Origin of the sequence: Micromonospora mangrovicola (assembly GCF_047200535.1) — a bacterium.
GTDB lineage: Bacteria > Actinomycetota > Actinomycetes > Mycobacteriales > Micromonosporaceae > Micromonospora.
Window position 1 is genome coordinate 1 of the sequence record NZ_JBJZOG010000116.1, and the last position, 17,955, is coordinate 17,955.

Sequence of the window (17,955 nt, forward strand, 5' to 3'; positions counted from 1 at the left end):
GGAATTGGACTGCGACAGAGGCGAATTACCGGCGTCTGGCGGTCAGCCCGGCCAGGGTGACGGTGACCAGGCGCTGCACGGCGTCTGAACGGGGGACGGCGCCGCCTGCCTCGACTCTACCAACGCTCAACGCAACGGAGCCCTCGACCCAGCTCAGGGTGGTGTGGCGCAGCCAGTGTGTGGAGATGCCCTGGGCCGCCACCCACGGCAACTGCTGGCCGATGCGTTTCCACAGGTGGTCGTAGCGGCCGCTGGTGATCGGCCGCCCGTTGCCGTAGCGCAACAGAGGGTCGGTGGGCAGGACCGCGCCCCGGGCGCGGGCGTGTTCGTCGAGGTGGGCGGCCAGGTCGAGGGATCACAAGCATCCCGTCGTGCGGGTGGATGTCGACGCGGTGGCCCGGCGACCAGCCAAGCGCGCCCAGCAGCCCGCGTTCGGTCACCCGGCCGGGACGGTTCGCGCGAGCCACCCCGAGCAGGACCTCGTCCGGTGAGGCGGCCGCTGGTTGGCGTGGTGCGGGCAGCGCCGGCATCGGCGCCGGACGGGGTCGCCGTCTGCCGGGAAGCGGGACAGGGATGAACGCGCCGATGAGCGGCCCACGGTCGCGGTGGCGGGTTGGTGTCATGGCCGGTCCAACCGGCAACACGCCACCGTGCGCCGGGTACCAGATACGGCTCGCCGACGCCAGTGATCATTGGTTACGGCAGGTATGCCGTCCGCGCACCAGTGCGGAACCGAGCCCGACTCAGGATCGGTGGAACTCCACCAAAAGTGGTGTCCGAGGAGCGACACAACCCGGTTCCCAACGGGAGCTGCGCCTGTTCGGCACCATTTCGCTTACCTGGTCGGTGTTACCAGGGCCAGTGAACAGCAAGGTCTTCGGATCGGTCACCGGGTGATTCGGCGAGCATTTCGAGGAGGCAGCTCCGTCACCGTGGGCGCAGTCGTGGCTCGTCGACCGCCTACTCGTCTTCGCCCTCCTGCGGTGCAAGCTCCCCGCGACGGATGAGATAGCGGCAAGCAAAGTCGCTCAGCAACCAACCGCCCAACCAAGCGACCGCGGCGACGAAGATGAGGTCAAGAAAGGCGATCGCCGTAAGGCGACCAGCCCCCCAAGCGAGCGCGGCGATTACGCCAGCTGGCCAAGTGATCCATCGGCTTGGAACGCCTTCGTCCGGCCCCATCAAAGACCTCCCGAATCCTGGCGGCCTAAACAGAGGCCTCTGAACGTGGACCAAAACGATTAATCGGAATGGGCTTATACCGGAGGCCTGTCTCGTGGCATGTCGTTCATCGGCTCGTGGACTGAGAGTTTTCCAGGAGGCTACCCCTCGCGTCTGACTTGGTAAACCGTGATCGGACCTCGGCCTTTCGTTAAGGGCTGTTCAAGTCCTTGATCGAAAATCAGGAACGGGATCACCCCGACGGGCGGACATCCGGGCCCGGGTGGCCACCTCCATGAGGAAGGACATGTAGCTGCGGGTCAGGCCGATGGTCGGCGTGCAGGAAGTCGCAGGCAAGGGTCCCTTGGGCCTGCACGGTGCGGAACTGGGTTCAGGTGGGTCCTGTCCTCTGGGCGCAGGATTGACGCCCACGACGGACAAACGCGCACGTCAGCCCGTTTGCGCCGGGCTTCTGAACGGCACAGGGCAGGAGCACCTCCCGGTGACAGTGGTCAGCCGGCGTGGTCGCTGAGGTGGGTCTCCACCGACTCGACTGAGGGCGTCGTGTGGTGCTGGCTTGTGGTGCCTCCGAAGTACATCTGCGCGATGTCGGGGTCGGCCAGGATCGCCGCGGCCGGTCGCTGTGTGACGACCCGACCGCTCTCCATCACGATGCCGTCGGTGGCCATCCGCATGCCAAAGCGGACATTCTGCTCCACGATAAGGATCGTCTTGCCGCTGTCCCGCAGCAGCATGACCGACTCGAACAACGTGTGCAGCGCCTTCGGGTCGAGGCCGAGTGACGGCTCGTCGAGCAGCAGCAGTACCGGATCGAGCATCAAGGAACGGGCGAACTCCACCATGCGCCGCTGGCCGCCCGACAGGTTGCCCGCCTTGTCGTTGCATCGGTCCGCCACGATCGGGAAGAGCTCCGACACCTGGTCGTACCGCTTGCGGACAAGAAAGCGGTCCCGCCGGATGATGTACGCGCCGAGAAGGACGTTCTCCTTCACGGTGAGGTTGGGGAAGAGGGCATTCGACTGCGGCACCTGGGAGATCCCCCGCTGGAGGATCTCCGACGGAGAGCAGTGATGGATCAGCTCTCCCGCGAGGGTGATCTCCCCCAGGCGGGGTGTCAGCAATCCGCTGACGGTCCGAAGCACGGTGGACTTCCCGGCACCGTTCGGCCCGACGATGCAGGCGATGGCGCCTTTCTGCACCTCGATGTCGACACGTTGCAGCACGTCGCCGCCGCCGTAGCCGGCGACCACGCCTTTCAGCTGAAGCATCAGTTCGCCACCTCCTGTGCCACCTTGAAGTCATCGCCCAGGTAGGCGTCGATCACGGCTGGGTCGGTCTGGATCTGGGCGGCCGTTCCACTGGCCATGGTCGCGCCACGGCTCAGCACATGGATCGGGTCGCACAGGTCGAGGACGAACGGCATGTTGTGCTCCACGATCAGGAAGGTCTTCCCGTAAGAGTTCAGCTCGCGGATCATCTCGCCCATCCGCTCGATCAGCACCGGGTTGATGCCCCCGGCCGGCTCGTCGAGCAGGATGAGCTTCGGGTCGAGCATGAGCACCTGAGCGAGCTCGACGAGCTTCTGCTGCCCGTAGGAGAGGGCGTGCGCCTTCTGGTCACGGAACGCGCGCATCCCGACGAACTCCAGCAGCTCCTCGGCCGCCTTGGCCTCCTTGCCGCTCACCGCGATGCGGCCCAGCTGGGAGAACGAGAAGGATCGCTGCGCGGCCACCACATTTTCGAGCACCGTCATCTCGCCGAACAGCCGCGTGAGCTGGAACGTGCGTCCCAGCCCTCGGTGCGCACGCTCCCAGGACGGCAGCTTCTCGATGTGCTCACCGGCGAAGATGATCTCGCCGGCGTCAGCCGTGATCGTGTTGTCGATCAGGTTGAAGACGGTGGTCTTGCCGGACCCGTTGGGCCCGATCAGGCCCGTGATCGTGCCCTCCGGCACCACGAGCGAGCAGCCGTCCACGGCGTTGAGACCGCCGAAGTGCTTCCGGAGACCCCGTACCTCGAGGAGGGGCCGAGGCTCCGCCTCGGTCCGGTCCACGACCTGCACCCGGTCGGTGAGGGAGGCGAAACTTCCGCCGGTGCCGATCCGTGCTCCCACCAGTCCGGCCTTGCCGACGGTACGACGACGCTGGAGCAGCGATTCGATGGCTGGCAGGATGCCCTTGGGCAGGAAGATCACGACGAGCACGAGCAGACCGCCGAAGAGGTACAGCCTCGCGTTGCCCCCACCGAAGTCGTTGTTGGCGATCTCGTTCAGGGGCTCGATCAGGAACGCGCCGAGCACCGGCCCCCACAGCGTCGCCTTCCCGCCGACCAGCAGGGACAGGACGAGCTGCACGCTGATCAGGATGCTGAACATGCCGCGCGGGTCGATGAAGGTCAGGTAGTAGCCGTAGACGGCACCGGCCATGCCGACGAAGACGGTGCTCGCCACGAAAGCGATCATCTTCTCGACCGGCAGGTTAATCCCGATCGTCGCCGCCTTGGTCTCGTCCTCCCGGATCGCGATGAGCCCCATGCCGAGCTTGGTCCGGCGGATCCACCACGTCATCAGCAGCTGCAGCGCCAGGATGGCGATGAGGGCGTAGTAAAACGGCCAGTTGATGATGTCCCGGCCCCAAGACGGGAGCGGCAGGGTCAGACCGGCCGTCCCGTTGGTCAGGCTCACCCAGTTGATCGCGATGACCTGGACCAGGAACAGGAACGCGACCGTGATGATGACGAACGATGGTCCGCGCGAGCGCAGGGAGACCAGACCGAGCACGACGGCGACGGCGGGGGCGACGAGGCCCGCCGCCGCCACCCACAGCCAGGGGGAGACCGACTCGAACCGGGCTGCGAGCACGCCGATGGTGTAGCCGCCCAAGCCGATGAAGGCCCCTTGCCCGAGAGAGACGTAGCCGGCGAAGCCCGTGATGATGTTCAGTCCGCTCGCGCCGATCGCGAACACCAGGGACAGGATCACCATGTTCTGGTAGAAGGCGTCATCGGTGAGCAGCGGGAACGCCAGCAGCAGGACGGTGGCGACTGCCACCAGCAGGCGCCCGATCCGGAGGGGCTGGGTCAGAAGGCTGAGAGACTTGTTCACGCCGGCACCGCATCCTCACGCATCCGGGTGCCGAGCAGTCCTTGCGGACGGATCAGCAGGACGGCGAAGACGATCGCGTAGGGCACGGCCGTCGCCCACGAGGGCGAGACGTATGCCGCGGTCAGCGTCTCCGCCACACCGAACATCACCGCTGCCAAGATCGCTCCGTTCACACTTCCCATGCCTCCGAGCACGACGATCGCCAGCAGCCGCGCGATCCACTGGTAGTGAGCGCCGGCGACGAACGGGTAGAGCACTCCGACGATCGCTCCACCCGCTCCCGCCGCGGCGATCCCGAGGGCGAAGACGAGGGCCGCCACCGCGGCCACCTTGATCCCGACCAGCTCGGCGCCGGCCGGGTTGATGGCCGCGGCGCGGATCGCCCGTCCGAGCCAGGTCTTCGTCAGCACAAGACCCAACGTCACCAGAACCAGCACCGCCACGAGTCCGCCGTACACCTCAGCCTTGGGCAGGAACAGCCCTGCCACCGTGAACGACTCGTCCGCGTAGCCGGGCCGAATCGCGGTGGAGTTGTTCCCCCAGATGGTGCCCAGCGCCGCTTCGATGATCAGGGCCAGGCCGAAGGTGAGGAGCACCGTCGACGCCATCGGGGCCGTCCGGATGGGCGCCACCACAAGCTTGTAGGTGACCCACCCGATGGCACCGACAACCGGCGTGGTGACGAGGCTGGCAAGCAGCGGGTCGATACCGAGCCCGTTCCACAACGTGTAGGTCAGGAAGGCTGCGAGGATCAGGAACGCGCCGTGGGCGATGTTGATCACTCGCATGACCCCGAAGATCAGGGTCAGGCCTCCTGCCACGAGGGCGTAGACCCCGCCCAGGAGCAGGCCCAGGATCAGGTTCTGGATGAACTGGATCATCAGCCAGCGCCTCCCGGCTTCCAGCCCATGATGATGTTGTCGGTGGTCGCGCTCTCCTTGGGAAGGACGAACTCGACCTTGCCCTTCTGCCACTGGCCGATCAGGAACTGACCGATCGGGCTGCCGTCGGCGTTCCACTTGAGCGTACCGAGGATCGTCTCGACGCTGTTCTTACGAAGCCAGTCCGCCATGGCGGCCTGATCCTTGACGTTGCCGACCGCCTCGACGGCTGCCTTGAGTACCTGACCCGCGGCGAAGGCGTCGGCAGCGTCCTCCGGCGGGAGACCGCCGTACATCTCCTTGTACTTCGCCACGAACTCCTTGTTTCCGGGGGTGTTCGCCTGGGGAGCGTGGCTCACGGCGTACATGACGCCCTCGGTGTTCTGGATGCCCACAGCGTTGGCGTACTGGTCACCGTTCGAGGGGGTGCTCGTCTGGTACAGCCAGTGGGGCTTGTAGTTGGCCTTGAGCATCGCGCGGGTCATGCCGACCCCGTCCTCAAAGACCGCGCCGTGCACCACCAGGTCCGGTGCCTTCGCCTTCATCGCGTTCACGATGGTGTCGAAGTTCTTGGTGTCGATCGCGTACGTCTGCTCGTACACGGTCTGGATCCCGGCCTTCTCGAGGATCGACTTGATGCCCTCGACCGTAGGCACCGCGAACGGGTCGTCGATGGTCGGGTAGGCCGCGGTCTTCGGGCGCTGGTCCGCGGGCAGGCCGGCGATCCAGTGGGCGAACACCTCGCCCTGCTTGTCGGCGGTCGCCTGCTGGCTGAAGAAGACGTACTTGAAACCGCGGCTGAAGATCTTCGGAGAGGCACCGGCCGGCTCGACGTAGAGCATCTGGTTGCGCTCGGCGACGGCCGACGCGGGGAGGTTCAGCAGCGAGGAGAACGTCCCCAGCAGGAGGTCGACCTTGTCCTGGCTGATCAGCGCGTTGTAGTCCGCGACGATGGTGTTCTGGTTGGACGCGTCGTCCTTGATGACCAACTCCACCTTACGGCCGTGCAGACCGCCGCTGTCGTTGATCATCTTCTGCCAGACTTCGTAGCCCTCCTTGGCGGCCTTGCCCGGCTGGGAGAACTCACCGGTCAGCGGGAGCGACGCACCGATCTTGATCGGTTCGTCGGTGTTGTCGCTGTCCTTACTTGTACCGCCACCACAGGCGGCTAGTCCGAGCGCAAGGAGAGTGCTGAGCGCTACCGCCTGTACACGACGGCCGGTCGCGGGAGTCACCATTCTTCCTCCTAGGTAGCCGCAATCGATTGCGGTCTCGATGCAGTCTTGTGAAGCCGGCCACACGCTGTCAAGCATCTTCACGGACCATCTTCGTTGCAATCGCTTGCACAGTCCGGCATGGTGACAGCACAACCTCAAGGCGCTGAGGTAGGAGGTCGGCATGGTGGTGGGCCACAGCGGAGCGGGGGGCTTGGCGTCGGAGGTCGCCGACGTCGTTGTCATCGGCGCAGGGCATAACGGGCTCGTGTGCGCGGCCTACCTCGCGCGCGCCGGCCTCGACGTCGCCGTCCTCGAAGCAGCCGACCAGCTCGGCGGGAACACGCGCACCGAGGAGCTGACCCTGCCCGGGTTCGCGCACGACTCCTGCTCGAGTGCGCACGTGCTGATCCAGTCCAATCCGATGATCCGGGACGACGAGATCGGGTTGCTCGCGACGTACGGGCTGAAGTACCTCCACACCGACCCGGCGGTGGTGCTGCCCCAGCCCGACGGCACGAGTCTGGTGATGCACCGCGACCTGGACGGGACCGCGGCGGAGATCGCGCGGTTCTCGTGGCAGGACGCCCGCGAGTTCACCGCGATGGTGACCGAGTGGGGCGCCGGCCTTGCCGCGGTGCACGGCCGCTGGAGCTCCGGGCTGGCGCTGGGAGCCGGCGCGGCGGCATCCCGCTATCGGGACCTTCGGCGGCAGAGCGCGTGGGACGTGGTGCACCGGCGGTTCGCCCATCCCGCAGTCCGCTCGTTCGTGCTCTGGCTCTCGATGGCGACGATCCAGGACCCGCGGCGGCCCGGCACAGGCGTACTCCCCTCGTCCCTGACGGCGGGCCGGCTGAGCTTCGGTTGGGCGACACCAGTCGGGGGCTCCCAGGCCCTTCCCGACGCCTTGACGGCGCTCATTCGAGACCACGGGGGAAGGGTGGTGACCTCGGCCGGGGTCGCCCGCATCGAGGTGACGCGGGGGCGGGCCCGAGCGGTACGAACCACCGACGGTCGGCGTGTCGAGGCGCGCCGGGCCATCGTCTCCAGCGCCCACTTGGCCAACCTCGCGGACATGCTCGAGGGCGCCGGAACGCCGGGGGACCTCGCGAACGCGCGTGACCGGTGGCGGCCCGGACTCAGCGTGTTCGCGGTGCACGCAGCGCTGCGGCGGGACCTGGAGTACGCCTCGACGGGCGGGCCGCTTCGCTCGGCGGCGGCCGGGCTGGGCAGCACCGACGGGATGGTGGCCCAGATCGATGCGCACCACCGCGGTGAAGCCAAAGCCCGGGACCCTTGGCTTCTCGTCGTCGGGCAGAGCGCCGTCGACCCGAGCCGGGCGCCCGAGGGCCAGGCGACCTTCAAGATCCTCACCATCGCGCCGTACGCGCTCGCGGACGGACGGGACTGGGCCGACGCCAAGGAGGAGTACGCCGACGCGCTCGTGGAGCGGGTGCGCCGTCGAGTCGACGGGCTCGCGCCGGACGACATCCTGGCGCTGCGCGCGGAGTCGCCCGTGGACGTGGCGCGGCACAATCGCCACAACGCCTGCGGATCCTGTCACGGCGGGGAGTTCGTCACCCCCGATGGAGGCGTCATCCCGGGCTGGCCGACGTACACCACGTCGGTGCCCGGCCTCTTCCTCACCGGCGCCACGACTCATCCCGGCGGCTCGGTCTCCGGACGGCCCGGGCGCAATGCGGCTCGGGCCGTCCTGTCCGCGCTCGGCATCGACCCGGCCACGGTGATGGGGCCGACGTAGCCGGCTCAGGCCAGCATCCGCAGGGGCCTTTCGAGCAATCCCACCAACGCCTCCATCCACCTCGCCGCCACGACGCCGTCCACCGGCCGGTGGTCGACGGACAGCGTCACGCGCATGACTGGTCGCACCCGCAGCTTCCCCTGGCGTGCGACCGGCTCCTCGCGGACCGCGCCGACCGCGAGAATCGCCGCCTGCGGCGGGTTGATGATCGCCGCGAACTCCTCCGTTCCGAACATCCCGAGGTTCGTCACGCTGATCGTTCCGCCCTCCAGCTCCTCCTGGCGGAGCCTGCCGTTGCGGGCTCGCTCGGCGAGCTCGCGGGTCGCGCGGGACACCTCCGTCACCGTCATGGATTCCACGCCTCGCACGACCGGGGTCAGCAGCCCGCGCTCGGTGGCGACCGCGACCGAGACGTCCACGGCGGCATACTGACGGACCGCGTCCGGCGACCAGGTCACGTTCATCTCCGGCACGAGGGCGTGGGCCCGGCCGACCGCCGTAACCACGAGATCGTTGAGCGACAGCTTCACGTCGGCACCGTCGTTGAGCTCTGCGCGGAACTTCACCAGCCGGCGCACGTCGATGGTCGCGCGGAGGTAGAAGTGCGGGGTGCTCTGCTTGCTTTCGGTGAGCCGAGTCGCGATGGCGCGCCGCATCCTCGAGTGCGGGATCTCCGTGAAGCCGCCAGAAACCGCCACCGCAGGCCCTGTCGACAGCTGCTCCGCCGGCGCTCGCAACGGTTCGTCGGACCGGGCATTCATCCGTTCGGCAAGGACCGCTTCCACGTCCCGTCGGAGGATGCGGCCCCCGGGACCGGTCCCGCGGATCGTCTCGGTGGCCAGGCCCGCCTCCCGGGCGAGGCGCCGGGCGAGCGGGCTGGTGAAGATCCGAGCCCGGTGCTCGCCGTTGGGCGTCGTCAGCTGGTCGGCCGGCGCTGGTTCGGGCAGGGCGCCGGCACCGGTGTTCGCCGTGCCGCCCTCGGGGTCGACGCGAGCCGCCGGCTCAGCGACCGGCCCGGCTGCGTCTGCGGAGCCGATCCCGAGCTCCGTCAGAAGCACCTCGAGGTCGCTGACCTGCTCGCCCGGGTCGCCCAGCACGGCGATGGGAGCCCCGACGTCGACCTTCGACCCTGGCGCGACCAGTCGCTTGAGGACCATCCCGTCGGCATCGGCCTCGATGTCGACCAGCGCCTTCTCAGTCTCCACAGTGGCGATCGAATCCCGTGCCGAGAACGCGGTCCTCTCCTCCACCGTCCAGTCCTGCAGGATCGCCTCGGTGGCGTTCGCCGCGATTCCGGGCATGCGCAACAGTCTGGCCATGTTCAGTACCTCGCCATCTCTGTCAGCTTCGCCACGACCTCATCGGTCCGGGCGATCGCGGCCCGTTCCAGCACCTTGCTGATACTCGGTGAGGCCTGCCCGCCCGTGACCCGTTGCACCGGCTGGTCGAGCCAGTCGAAGAACCGCCGGTGGATCTCGTCGGCGAGCCAGCCGCCGTACGACGTACCGACCGCTCCCTGTTCGGCGATCAGCACGTTGTTGGTCTTCTTGATACTCTCGCCCACGGTGTCCCAGTCGAGGCTCGCCCGGTCGAGCCAGCGAAGGTCCACCACCTCGGCGTCGATGTCGACCTGCTCGACGGCTTCGAGCACGTAGCGGACCATCGCGAGGTAGGAGATGACCGTGACGTCGGAGCCACTGCGCTGGACGGCTGCCTTGCCGACCGGCAGGCAGTAATCCAGGTCGTCGACGGGGCCGAGGCCGGTGGAGGCGTAGAGGTCGACGTGCTCGAGGACGACGACCGGGTCCTTGCACCGCAGGGCACTGTTCATCAGGCCCACGTAGTCGAACGGCGTCGTGGGCGCCACGATCCGCCAGCCGGGAGCGGTGACGAAGATTCCGGCCGGGTCCATCGAGTGCTGGGAGCCGTAGCCGGTGCCCATGGCGACCTTGCTGCGGAGCACGAACGGCATATCGCCGGTGCCTCCGAACATGTGCCGGGCCTTGCCGATCTGGTTGAACAGCTGGTCGGCCGCCACCCACATGAAGTCGGCGTACATGAACTCCACCACCGGCTTGAAGCGGCCGTCGAGGGCGATGCCGCCGCCAAGTCCCGCGAACGCGTTCTCGCTGATCGGGGTACCGAGCACCCGGTCGGGGAACCGCTCCTTGAGCCCCCGGGTGGCGCCGTTGGTGCCGCCGTTGAGCCGGTGCACGTCCTCGCCCATCACTACGACGGAGGCGTCGGTCTCCATCCGGCGGGTCATGACACCGGCGACGGCGTCGATGAACTTCTGTTCGGCGAGCGCCCCGGTGAACGAATCCACGTCGGCCAGCGGAGCCTCGTCGAACTCGCTCAGGTCGCCCCGCACGCCGACGTCGACGAACGCCGGGTCGGGCCACTCGCTGTCCTTGATCCGGCGCTGGCCCGGCTTCCCACCGGGCACGGGCTCGAGCAGGACATCGGTGGTGTCGGCCATGGCCTTCCTGGCGCGGGCCACGACGTCGTCGATCTCGGGTTGCGTCATGATGCCGCGCCGGAGCAGCTGGGCGGACAGCTGCTTGATCGGGTCGCGGTCGCGCCAGCGCTTCTCCTCCGCCTTGCTGCGGTAGCCGAAGGCGCTTCCCGGAAAGCCGCCGTTCTGGTGGAAGTACCGGTAGGTGTCGGCCTCGATGATCGTGGGCCCGTTACCGGCCCGCATGTGCGCGACCGCCTCCTTCATCGCCAGGTAGACGGCCAGCGGGTCCATCCCGTCGACCTTCCAGCTGGCGATGTTGAACCCCGGCCCACGACCGGAGAGCCGGGGCTCGCCGGTGGCCTCGAACACGCCGGTGGAGACGGCGTACTGGTTGTTCTCGATGAAGAAGCAGACCGGCAGCTTCCAGGCGGCCGCCAGGTTGAAGGTCTCCAGCGTCGAGCCGATGTTGACGGCTCCGTCACCGAAGTAGGTGACCGAGACCGCGTCCGTGCCGGCCTGCCGGTGAGCCCAGGCGAACCCGGCCGCCTGCGGCACGCCGCCGCCCACGATGGCGTTCGTGCCCATCGCGCCGGCTTCCTTCCACTGCAGGTGCATGGAGCCGCCGCGGCCGTGGCTGAAGCCGCGGTCCAGCCCGCAGATCTCGGCCAGCGTGCGCAGCAGCACCTCACGGATCTCGTCGGTCAGCTCCTTGGTTGGGTCGAGCCCCTTGGGCGCGACGTGGTTCAGCGCCTTCGCGAGGAACTGGTGGTGGCCGCGGTGGGAGCCGTTCACCGCGTCCTGGCTGGTGAGGGGCAGCGCGGAGCCGACCGCGCCAGCCTCCTGACCGATGCTCGAGTGCGCCGGCCCATGGATCAGACCTGCCCCCGCCAGCTCGAGCACCGTCTCCTCGAAGGTACGGATCAGCACCAGCTGGCTGAGCATTGTGGTGAGCAACGCGGGCTCAGCGGCGTCCCAGTCCTCCGCGGTCACCACGAGCTCGACCCACGGCGCTGCGGGCTCCAGCTTCCTGTGGTCGGTCATCTCCGCCTCCTCTGGTGTCTGGCGACAGACTGGCACAGCTTTGGATCCAAATCCAGATCCTGCTGGACGCTGGACATAGGGCTTGCACGTGATTCAGTATCGGAGACACAGGAGATGTGGAAGGAAGGGATCCAAAGTGGGATTGCCCGGGCTGCGTCGACTGGACCACGTCGGCTTCACCGTGCCGGACCTCGAGGAGGCGACGCACTTCCTCGTCGACGTACTCGGCTGTGAATACCTCTACTCGCTCGGCCCCTTCCGGAGCGCTGACGACGACTGGATGACCGAGCACCTGAACGTGCACCCGCGGGCAGAGGTGGTGGAGAACCGGTTCTTCCGCTGCGGAGAGCAGGCAGTGTTCGAGGTCTTCTCCTACACCTCGCCGGACCAGCGGAACGCGATTCCCCGCAACAGCGACGTCGGCGGCCACCACGTCGCCTTGTACGTCGACGACCTCGACGAAGCCATCGCGCACCTGGTGCGGCACGGGGTCCGGGTGCTGGGCGGACCGACGGCGAGCAAGGGTCCGGCGGAGGGCAACCGCTGGGTCTACTTCCTGTCGCCCTGGGGGATGCAGTTCGAGTTGGTCTGCTACCCGAACGGCAAGGCATTCGACCGGGAACGTGCCGAGCAGGAGGCGACGGCATGACCGAGGGCATCATCGCGCCGGCCCCTCCCGCTGAGCCGAACGCCACCGGGGCGGCGAGCGCCCGTGTCGCCGCCTTCCTGCGCACGGCGATCCTGAACGGAGACATCGCCCCAGGCGAGCGGATTCGCCAGGAGGAGGTGGCCGAGCGCCTCGGTGCGAGCCGGCTGCCGGTCCGCGAGGCCCTCCGGATCCTGGAGGCCGAGGGGCTCACCGAGCACGAGCCGCACAAGGGGGCACGCGTGCCCAAGCTCTCCATGCACGAGGTGGACGTGATCTACCAGATGCGCGAGCGGCTGGAGCCGCTGGCGCTGAGCGAGAGCATCCCCCACCTGGAGGCCGCGGAGCTGGAGCGGCTCGCGGAGATCCAGAGCCGGATCGAGGCCGACATCGATATGCGGTCGTTCCTCGCGCTGGACCGCGAGTTCCACCTGCTCACCTACACCGGTTGCGGCATCGAGCAGCTGACCGGCATGGTGACCAGGCTGTGGAACTCTACCCAGCACTACCGCCACGCGTTCATGACGCTCAGCGGACCGGGCCGGATGTGGGTGGTCAACGCCGAGCACCGGCTCCTGCTGGACGCGATCGAGCGCCGCGACACCGTGGACGCGGAGCGCTACCTGGGTGGGCACATCCGGCGTACCCGGATCGAGCTGCAGCGGCACCCCGAGGTGTTCGACGGAGAGCGGCGATGACCAGCACCTTCCGCTTCACCGTCAACAGCAAGCCGGTCACGGTCGAGGCCGATCCGGACACGACGCTGCTGTCGCTGCTGCGCAACCACCTGAACCTCAGGGGCAGCCGGTTCGGCTGCGGCTTGGGCCTGTGCGGCGCCTGCTTCGTCCGCGTCGACGGCAACGTCGTACCGTCCTGCGACACGCCCCTGTGGTCCGTGAACGGCCGATCAGTCGTGACCGTCGAGGGGCTCGGGTCGGACGGGCAGCTGCACCCCGTGCAGCAGGCGCTGCTCGACGAGCAGGCCGCACAGTGCGGCTTCTGCATCTCCGGCATCGCGGTGCACGCCGCGGCGCTGCTGGAGGACAACCCGCACCCATCGGCTGAGCAGGTGGCGCAGGCCCTGGACCGGAACCTCTGCCGCTGCGGGGTCCAGCGCCGGATCGTCGACGCGGTGGTGAAGGCGGGTGAAGCCGGGTCATGACGCTGACCGACCACGGTCTGCCCCGGGACCTCGCCGCCAACCCGCGACTGTCCCAGTGGATCGGCGTCACCGCGGACGGCCGCATCGGCCTGAGGGTCGGGAAGGTCGAGCTCGGCCAGGGGATCCTGACCGCCCTCGCGCAGGTGGCCGCCGAGGAGCTCGCCGTACCGCTCACCTGCATCGAACCGGTTCCCGCGCACACCGGCCTCGGCCCGGACGAGGGACTCACGGCGGGAAGCACCTCGATCTTCGACGCCGCCCCGGCTGTCCGGCTCGTTGCGGCGCACGCGCGGGCGCTCTTCGTAGCCGAGGCGGCCCGGCGCTGGGGGGTCGAACCGGCGGACGTGGCCGTCGAGGACGGAACGTTCAGCTGCCGAAAGAACGAGCGGCGAACGTCGTACGCCGAGCTGGCCGGCTCGGTCGACCTCGACCGCGACGTGGACGCCGGTGTCGCGATGACGAGCACCGTCGACATGCGGCTGGTCGGCACCAGCGCGCCGCGGATGGACCTGCCCGACAAAGTGGCCGGCCGACCCCGCTACATCAGTGACCTCAGGCTGCCCGGCATGCTGTTCGGCCGCGTGGTGCGGCCACCGTCCCCGGGGGCGCGGCTCACCGCCGTAGGTGACGTGCTCGCCGGGCGCGCTGAGCTGCAGGTGGTCCGGGACGGTTCCTTCCTCGGTGTGGTGGGCCCGGACGAGTTCCAGGTCGCGCGCGCCGCAGAGCGCCTCCGCGACGCGACCGAGTGGGACGAGCAGGACACGCTGCCGGACGAGTCCGACATGAGCGCCTTCCTGCTGCGCGGCCCGCACGAGAACATCCCGGTTCTAACGGAGGACATCGGCGTCACCACACCCACCCGTCGGGTGGCGGCACGGTACAGCCGGCCCTTCCTGGCGCACGCGTCCATCGGCACGAGCTGCGGCGTCGCGCGGTGGGACCGCGGCGGACGGCTCTTCGTGTGGAGCCACAGCCAGGGCATCCACAAGCTCCGCGACGCCATCGCCCAGGCGCTCGGGCTCGACGCCGAGAAGGTCACCGTGGAGCACGCCGAGAACGCCGGCTGCTACGGCCACAACGGCGCAGACGACGCGGCCTTCGACGCCGTCCTGCTCGCGCGCGCGGTGCCGGGCGTGCCCGTCCTGGTCCAGTGGACCCGACAGGACGAGCTCGGCTGGTCGCCCTTCGGATCGGCCATGGTGGCCGAGGTGGCGGCGGAGCTCTCCGAGGCGGGGCAGGTCGCCGGGTGGACCTACGACGTGTACGGCCAGGGGCACACGGCCCGGCCCGGCTACCGGGGAACTCCCGGCCTGCTGGCCGGCGCCTACCTGGAGCGACCGCTGCCCAGCCCGGTCGCCGACGACCCGCCCCTGACCGCCGGTGGCGGCACCACCCGCAGCGCCGTTCCGATCTACACCGTAGGCGCGCGGCGGATCACCGGACATCGTCTCGTCGAGACCCCGATCCGGTCCTCCGCGCTGCGCGCGCTCGGGGCCTTCATGAACGTGTTCAGCATCGAGTCTTTCATGGACGAGCTCGCCGCGACGTGCGAGGAGGACCCGCTCAGCTTCCGGCTCCGCCACCTCCAGGACGACCGGGCGCGGGCGGTCCTGGAGGCCGCAGCGAGGGTCGCCCGATGGGGCACGCCGGTTCCCGAGGGACGTGGGCGCGGCATCGGCCTCGCCCGGTACAAGGACCGGGGCGCCTACTGCGCGGTGGTCGTGGACGTCGAGGCCGAGGAGCGTGTCGTCGTCCGCAAGCTGACCGTCGCGGTCGACGTCGGCCGGGTCATCAACCCGGACGGCGTCCGCAACCAGATCCAGGGTGGCGCCACCCAGGCCACGAGCTGGACGCTCAAGGAGCGGGTGCGCTTCGACCGGCGACGGGTGACCAGCGTCGACTGGGAGACCTATCCGATCCTGCGGTTCAGCGAGGCGCCGGAGGTCGACGTACACCTGGTCGACCGGCCCGATCTGCCGTCCGTCGGCGCCGGCGAGGCGGCCCAGGGCCCCACCGCAGCAGCCATCGGCAACGCGGTCGCGAGCGCCCTCGGCGTTCGCGTCCGTGACCTACCCATCACGACCGAGGCCGTCATCGCAGCCATCGAGTCACAGACCGAGTCAACTACCCGCCCATGAATGGGCGGGCTTGCGGATCAACCCCGCTACTGGGTGCAACGAGGTGCCGCGTGTGGGCGATTGACTGCGCCCCAGCCGTCCACACCGCGCTGGGCGATGTTGACGGCCGCATTCCGGTCGGCGTGGGCAACGACCCCGCACGACCGGCAGATGAAGGTGGCCTGGTCGGGCCGGTTCCGCTTGTCCCGGTGACCACACTGCGCACACGTCTGCGAGGTGTACGCCGGGTCGACCTGGACAACAGCGACACCGGCCCGGCGGGCCTTGTAGGTCAGGAAGGAGCCGAGCTGGGCGAACGCCCACGAATGCACCACGGCCCGTTGGGGCTTGCGCAGCCGTACCCTCTGCCGGATCCCCGTCAACTGCTCGACGGCGATCCCGCGCGAGGTGCGTGCGGCCTCGGCCACGATGCTTTTCGAGATCACATGGTTGGTGTCGGTGGCATGCCGCGCTTCCTTGCGCTTGCGCCGGGCCAGCAGCCGCCGCGCGGACTTGGTGCCCTTGGCGTGCAGACGGGCGCGCAGTCGCAGCTGCCGCCGACGGTAGCGGTTCAACTTCTCCCCGGTGTACATGCGCCCGTCGGAGTCGGTGGCGATGTTCACCACGCCGAGATCCACGCCAAGGAACCCCTGCGGTTCGACCGGATCAGCCTCGGCAACCTCGACGGTGGCGTACAGAAACCACATGCCGTCGCGGTACACGAGGTCGGATTCCCCGACGGGCAACTCGGCCACGGCCTTGAGCTGGTCAGGCGAACCGGTGTAGGCGACGCCCTTCAACCGTCCGTCGATCGTCCAGATCGACACCGTGCGCGCGTCCGACTGCCACGACAGCATCCTGGCGTCGTACGGCTGCGCGGCGTCCCAGCGGAATCGGACCGGCGTCGCCTCGACCCGCCGCCGCCGCGGCGACCCTGGCTTGCCGTAGGTACCGGCCTTAATGTTGGCATGCAGGGTGGTGTAAGCGTCGGCGACCTTTTTAATGACGTGCTGCGCGGCCTGCGCCCCGAGCCGGAAGTCGGTCTTGATGCCATGGTAGGCGTGCCGGCGCAGGTCGTAGCTGCGGTAGCAGCCGATATCGCGGGCCATCTGCGCCACATCGGAGGCCGCCTCGTTGCAGGCGCGCAGAGTCGCCGTCAGCGCGGACGCCTGCTCCGGAGTCGGCAGCAGCTTCACCTGCACGACCAACCTCACATCGCCATTGTCTATGTCACCTCGATGGACTCCAAGACCCAGACGTACGCAGAGGGCGCAGCGTCACACGTGTACTTGGTCTTCACAACCAAGTACCGGCGCGGCGCCTTCACCGACCTGATCCTCACCCGCTGCCAGCAGGTCATGTCCAAGGCGTGCGAAGACTTCGGCGCGCAGCTGCGCGAGTTCAACGGCGAAGACGACCACGTCCACCTGCTCGTGCACTACCCGCCAGCCGCGGCATTGTCGAAGTTGGTCGACTCGCTCAAGGGTGTCTCGGCCCGGTATCTACGGCAGGAGTTCCCGTCCCACCTCAGTCGGTATCTGTGGGGAGGCCACCTGTGGTCGCCGTCGTACTTCGCCGCCTCGTGCGGCGGTGCCCCACTGGACGTGGTCAAGGAGTACATCGGGAACCAGCAACGTCCAGATCCGTGACGGCGTTCCTCTCGGCCGTAAACGGCCGGGGTTCCCGCCTTATTCACTATTCACTGCGGAAGCTCCGCCCACCCAGAAAAAGGAGTACCACTATGGCCGACCCGTACCTCAGCTACGTGCCGCTGGAGCAGATGGACGAGCGGATGCAGGAGGAGATGCACCGCTGCGCTCGCGAGGGCACCCCGCGTCCGGAGAGCTCCGCGGTACGCGCCCACGCGCCGAACGCGTTCTGGGCCTTCGCCGACTCGTGGAAGGCGCTGTTCCACAGCGGCGTGTGTGACCACGCGATCAAGGACCTGTGCCGGGTCTACATCTCACGGACCGTGAAGTGCGAGTTCTGCGGCAACCAGCGCTCCGCCAAGGCTGCCGCCGCGGGCCTGGCGGAGGCGAAGTACGACGACCTCCTCAACTTCGAGTCCTCCGACAAGTACGACGAGCGGCAGAAGGCCGCCCTCGCCTACGCGCAGGCGATCGCCTGGGGGGAGGAGGACCTCGACAAGTTCTGGGGGCGTCTCCGTGAGCACTTCACGGAGCCGGAGCTCGTGGAGCTCGGCTGCTTCATCGCCCTGACGTTCGGGCAGCAGAGCTGGATCCGACTGCTCGGCATCGATCATCATCAATATATGGCCGGCACCGGCGCGTCGATGGCGCCGGGCTTCCGCACCGCGGAGGAACTGGCGGCGAGCAAGGCGCGCGACGACTACTGGGCGAGGCGGTAGCAGCTGCAGCCCGGGACCCAT

General features: G+C 68.5%; 15 protein-coding genes. 7 read left to right on the forward strand and 8 right to left on the reverse strand.

Annotated elements, in window-relative coordinates:
• Window positions 1-25 precede the first annotated feature (25 nt).
• From ACL02O_RS29485 to ACL02O_RS29505, 5 genes are all read right to left on the reverse strand, one after another.
• Window positions 26-283: a hypothetical protein gene (locus ACL02O_RS29485; protein ID WP_412821444.1), complete on the reverse strand. Its 258-nt coding sequence runs from the start codon at window positions 281-283 to the stop codon at window positions 26-28.
• 1,390 nt (window positions 284-1,673) lie between these two features.
• Window positions 1,674-2,450 (reverse strand): ABC transporter ATP-binding protein, encoded by a 777-nt coding sequence (locus ACL02O_RS29490; RefSeq protein ID WP_412821445.1) that lies wholly within the window; start codon window positions 2,448-2,450, stop codon window positions 1,674-1,676.
• A complete protein-coding gene (locus ACL02O_RS29495; RefSeq protein WP_412821446.1) occupies window positions 2,450-4,285 on the reverse strand; it encodes a branched-chain amino acid ABC transporter ATP-binding protein/permease in 1,836 nt (611 codons plus the stop codon). The genes ACL02O_RS29490 and ACL02O_RS29495 overlap by 1 nt, the downstream gene beginning before the upstream one ends.
• Window positions 4,282-5,259 carry a branched-chain amino acid ABC transporter permease gene (locus ACL02O_RS29500; RefSeq protein ID WP_412821447.1) on the reverse strand — a complete coding sequence of 326 codons (978 nt, stop codon included), beginning with the start codon at window positions 5,257-5,259 and terminating at the stop codon, window positions 4,282-4,284. Before ACL02O_RS29500 ends, ACL02O_RS29495 begins: the two co-directional genes overlap by 4 nt.
• Entirely contained in the window at window positions 5,166-6,404 is a 1,239-nt protein-coding gene (locus tag ACL02O_RS29505) for an ABC transporter substrate-binding protein (protein ID WP_412821448.1), read from the reverse strand. Before ACL02O_RS29505 ends, ACL02O_RS29500 begins: the two co-directional genes overlap by 94 nt.
• Before the next feature lie 160 nt (window positions 6,405-6,564).
• Here ACL02O_RS29505 and ACL02O_RS29510 point away from each other — a divergent pair, with 160 nt between their 5' ends.
• Window positions 6,565-8,142 (forward strand): phytoene desaturase family protein, encoded by a 1,578-nt coding sequence (locus tag ACL02O_RS29510; RefSeq protein WP_412821449.1) that lies wholly within the window; start codon window positions 6,565-6,567, stop codon window positions 8,140-8,142.
• A gap of 5 nt (window positions 8,143-8,147) precedes the next feature.
• Here the strand turns inward: ACL02O_RS29510 and ACL02O_RS29515 are convergent, their stop codons facing one another.
• Both ACL02O_RS29515 and ACL02O_RS29520 read right to left on the reverse strand, forming a co-directional pair.
• On the reverse strand, window positions 8,148-9,461 hold the full coding sequence (locus ACL02O_RS29515) for a dihydrolipoamide acetyltransferase family protein (RefSeq protein ID WP_412821450.1): 1,314 nt from the start codon (window positions 9,459-9,461) through the stop codon (window positions 8,148-8,150).
• Between the two features lie 2 nt (window positions 9,462-9,463).
• Window positions 9,464-11,641, reverse strand: coding sequence for an alpha-ketoacid dehydrogenase subunit alpha/beta (locus tag ACL02O_RS29520; RefSeq protein WP_412821451.1), 2,178 nt, complete (start codon window positions 11,639-11,641; stop codon window positions 9,464-9,466).
• 136 nt (window positions 11,642-11,777) lie between these two features.
• On the opposite strand from ACL02O_RS29520, the gene ACL02O_RS29525 reads away from it, so the two are divergent.
• The 4 genes from ACL02O_RS29525 to ACL02O_RS29540 are packed head-to-tail and all read left to right on the forward strand — an operon-like array spanning window position 11,778 to window position 15,587.
• Window positions 11,778-12,290 (forward strand): VOC family protein, encoded by a 513-nt coding sequence (locus ACL02O_RS29525; RefSeq protein WP_412821452.1) that lies wholly within the window; start codon window positions 11,778-11,780, stop codon window positions 12,288-12,290.
• Window positions 12,287-12,985 carry a GntR family transcriptional regulator gene (locus tag ACL02O_RS29530; protein WP_412821453.1) on the forward strand — a complete coding sequence of 233 codons (699 nt, stop codon included), beginning with the start codon at window positions 12,287-12,289 and terminating at the stop codon, window positions 12,983-12,985. Before ACL02O_RS29525 ends, ACL02O_RS29530 begins: the two co-directional genes overlap by 4 nt.
• On the forward strand, window positions 12,982-13,449 hold the full coding sequence (locus ACL02O_RS29535) for a (2Fe-2S)-binding protein (protein ID WP_412821454.1): 468 nt from the start codon (window positions 12,982-12,984) through the stop codon (window positions 13,447-13,449). The genes ACL02O_RS29530 and ACL02O_RS29535 overlap by 4 nt, the downstream gene beginning before the upstream one ends.
• On the forward strand, window positions 13,446-15,587 hold the full coding sequence (locus ACL02O_RS29540; protein WP_412821455.1) for a xanthine dehydrogenase family protein molybdopterin-binding subunit: 2,142 nt from the start codon (window positions 13,446-13,448) through the stop codon (window positions 15,585-15,587). Before ACL02O_RS29535 ends, ACL02O_RS29540 begins: the two co-directional genes overlap by 4 nt.
• 26 nt (window positions 15,588-15,613) lie before the next feature.
• On the opposite strand, the gene ACL02O_RS29545 is transcribed toward ACL02O_RS29540, so the two are convergent.
• A complete protein-coding gene (locus tag ACL02O_RS29545) occupies window positions 15,614-16,768 on the reverse strand; it encodes an RNA-guided endonuclease InsQ/TnpB family protein (RefSeq protein WP_412821456.1) in 1,155 nt (384 codons plus the stop codon).
• 36 nt (window positions 16,769-16,804) lie between these two features.
• Between ACL02O_RS29545 and tnpA the strand changes: the two genes are divergently transcribed.
• Complete coding sequence (tnpA, locus tag ACL02O_RS29550) at window positions 16,805-17,215, forward strand: IS200/IS605 family transposase (protein ID WP_412821457.1); 411 nt, start codon at window positions 16,805-16,807, stop codon at window positions 17,213-17,215.
• A gap of 92 nt (window positions 17,216-17,307) precedes the next feature.
• Window positions 17,308-17,934, forward strand: coding sequence for a carboxymuconolactone decarboxylase family protein (locus ACL02O_RS29555; RefSeq protein ID WP_412821458.1), 627 nt, complete (start codon window positions 17,308-17,310; stop codon window positions 17,932-17,934).
• The last annotated feature ends 21 nt before the right edge of the window (window positions 17,935-17,955 follow it).

Bases quoted from the DNA above. Each gene is read 5' to 3' on its own strand.
- ACL02O_RS29505 (WP_412821448.1), bottom strand. From the start codon at position 6,404: ATGGTGACTCCCGCGACCGGCCGTCGTGTACAGGCGGTAGCGCTCAGC.
- tnpA (WP_412821457.1), top strand. From the start codon at position 16,805: ATGGACTCCAAGACCCAGACGTACGCAGAGGGCGCAGCGTCACACGTG.
- ACL02O_RS29515 (WP_412821450.1), bottom strand. From the start codon at position 9,461: ATGGCCAGACTGTTGCGCATGCCCGGAATCGCGGCGAACGCCACCGAG.
- ACL02O_RS29510 (WP_412821449.1), top strand. From the start codon at position 6,565: ATGGTGGTGGGCCACAGCGGAGCGGGGGGCTTGGCGTCGGAGGTCGCC.
- ACL02O_RS29555 (WP_412821458.1), top strand. From the start codon at position 17,308: ATGGCCGACCCGTACCTCAGCTACGTGCCGCTGGAGCAGATGGACGAG.
- ACL02O_RS29490 (WP_412821445.1), bottom strand. From the start codon at position 2,450: ATGCTTCAGCTGAAAGGCGTGGTCGCCGGCTACGGCGGCGGCGACGTG.
- ACL02O_RS29520 (WP_412821451.1), bottom strand. From the start codon at position 11,641: ATGACCGACCACAGGAAGCTGGAGCCCGCAGCGCCGTGGGTCGAGCTC.
- ACL02O_RS29535 (WP_412821454.1), top strand. From the start codon at position 12,982: ATGACCAGCACCTTCCGCTTCACCGTCAACAGCAAGCCGGTCACGGTC.
- ACL02O_RS29540 (WP_412821455.1), top strand. From the start codon at position 13,446: ATGACGCTGACCGACCACGGTCTGCCCCGGGACCTCGCCGCCAACCCG.
- ACL02O_RS29530 (WP_412821453.1), top strand. From the start codon at position 12,287: ATGACCGAGGGCATCATCGCGCCGGCCCCTCCCGCTGAGCCGAACGCC.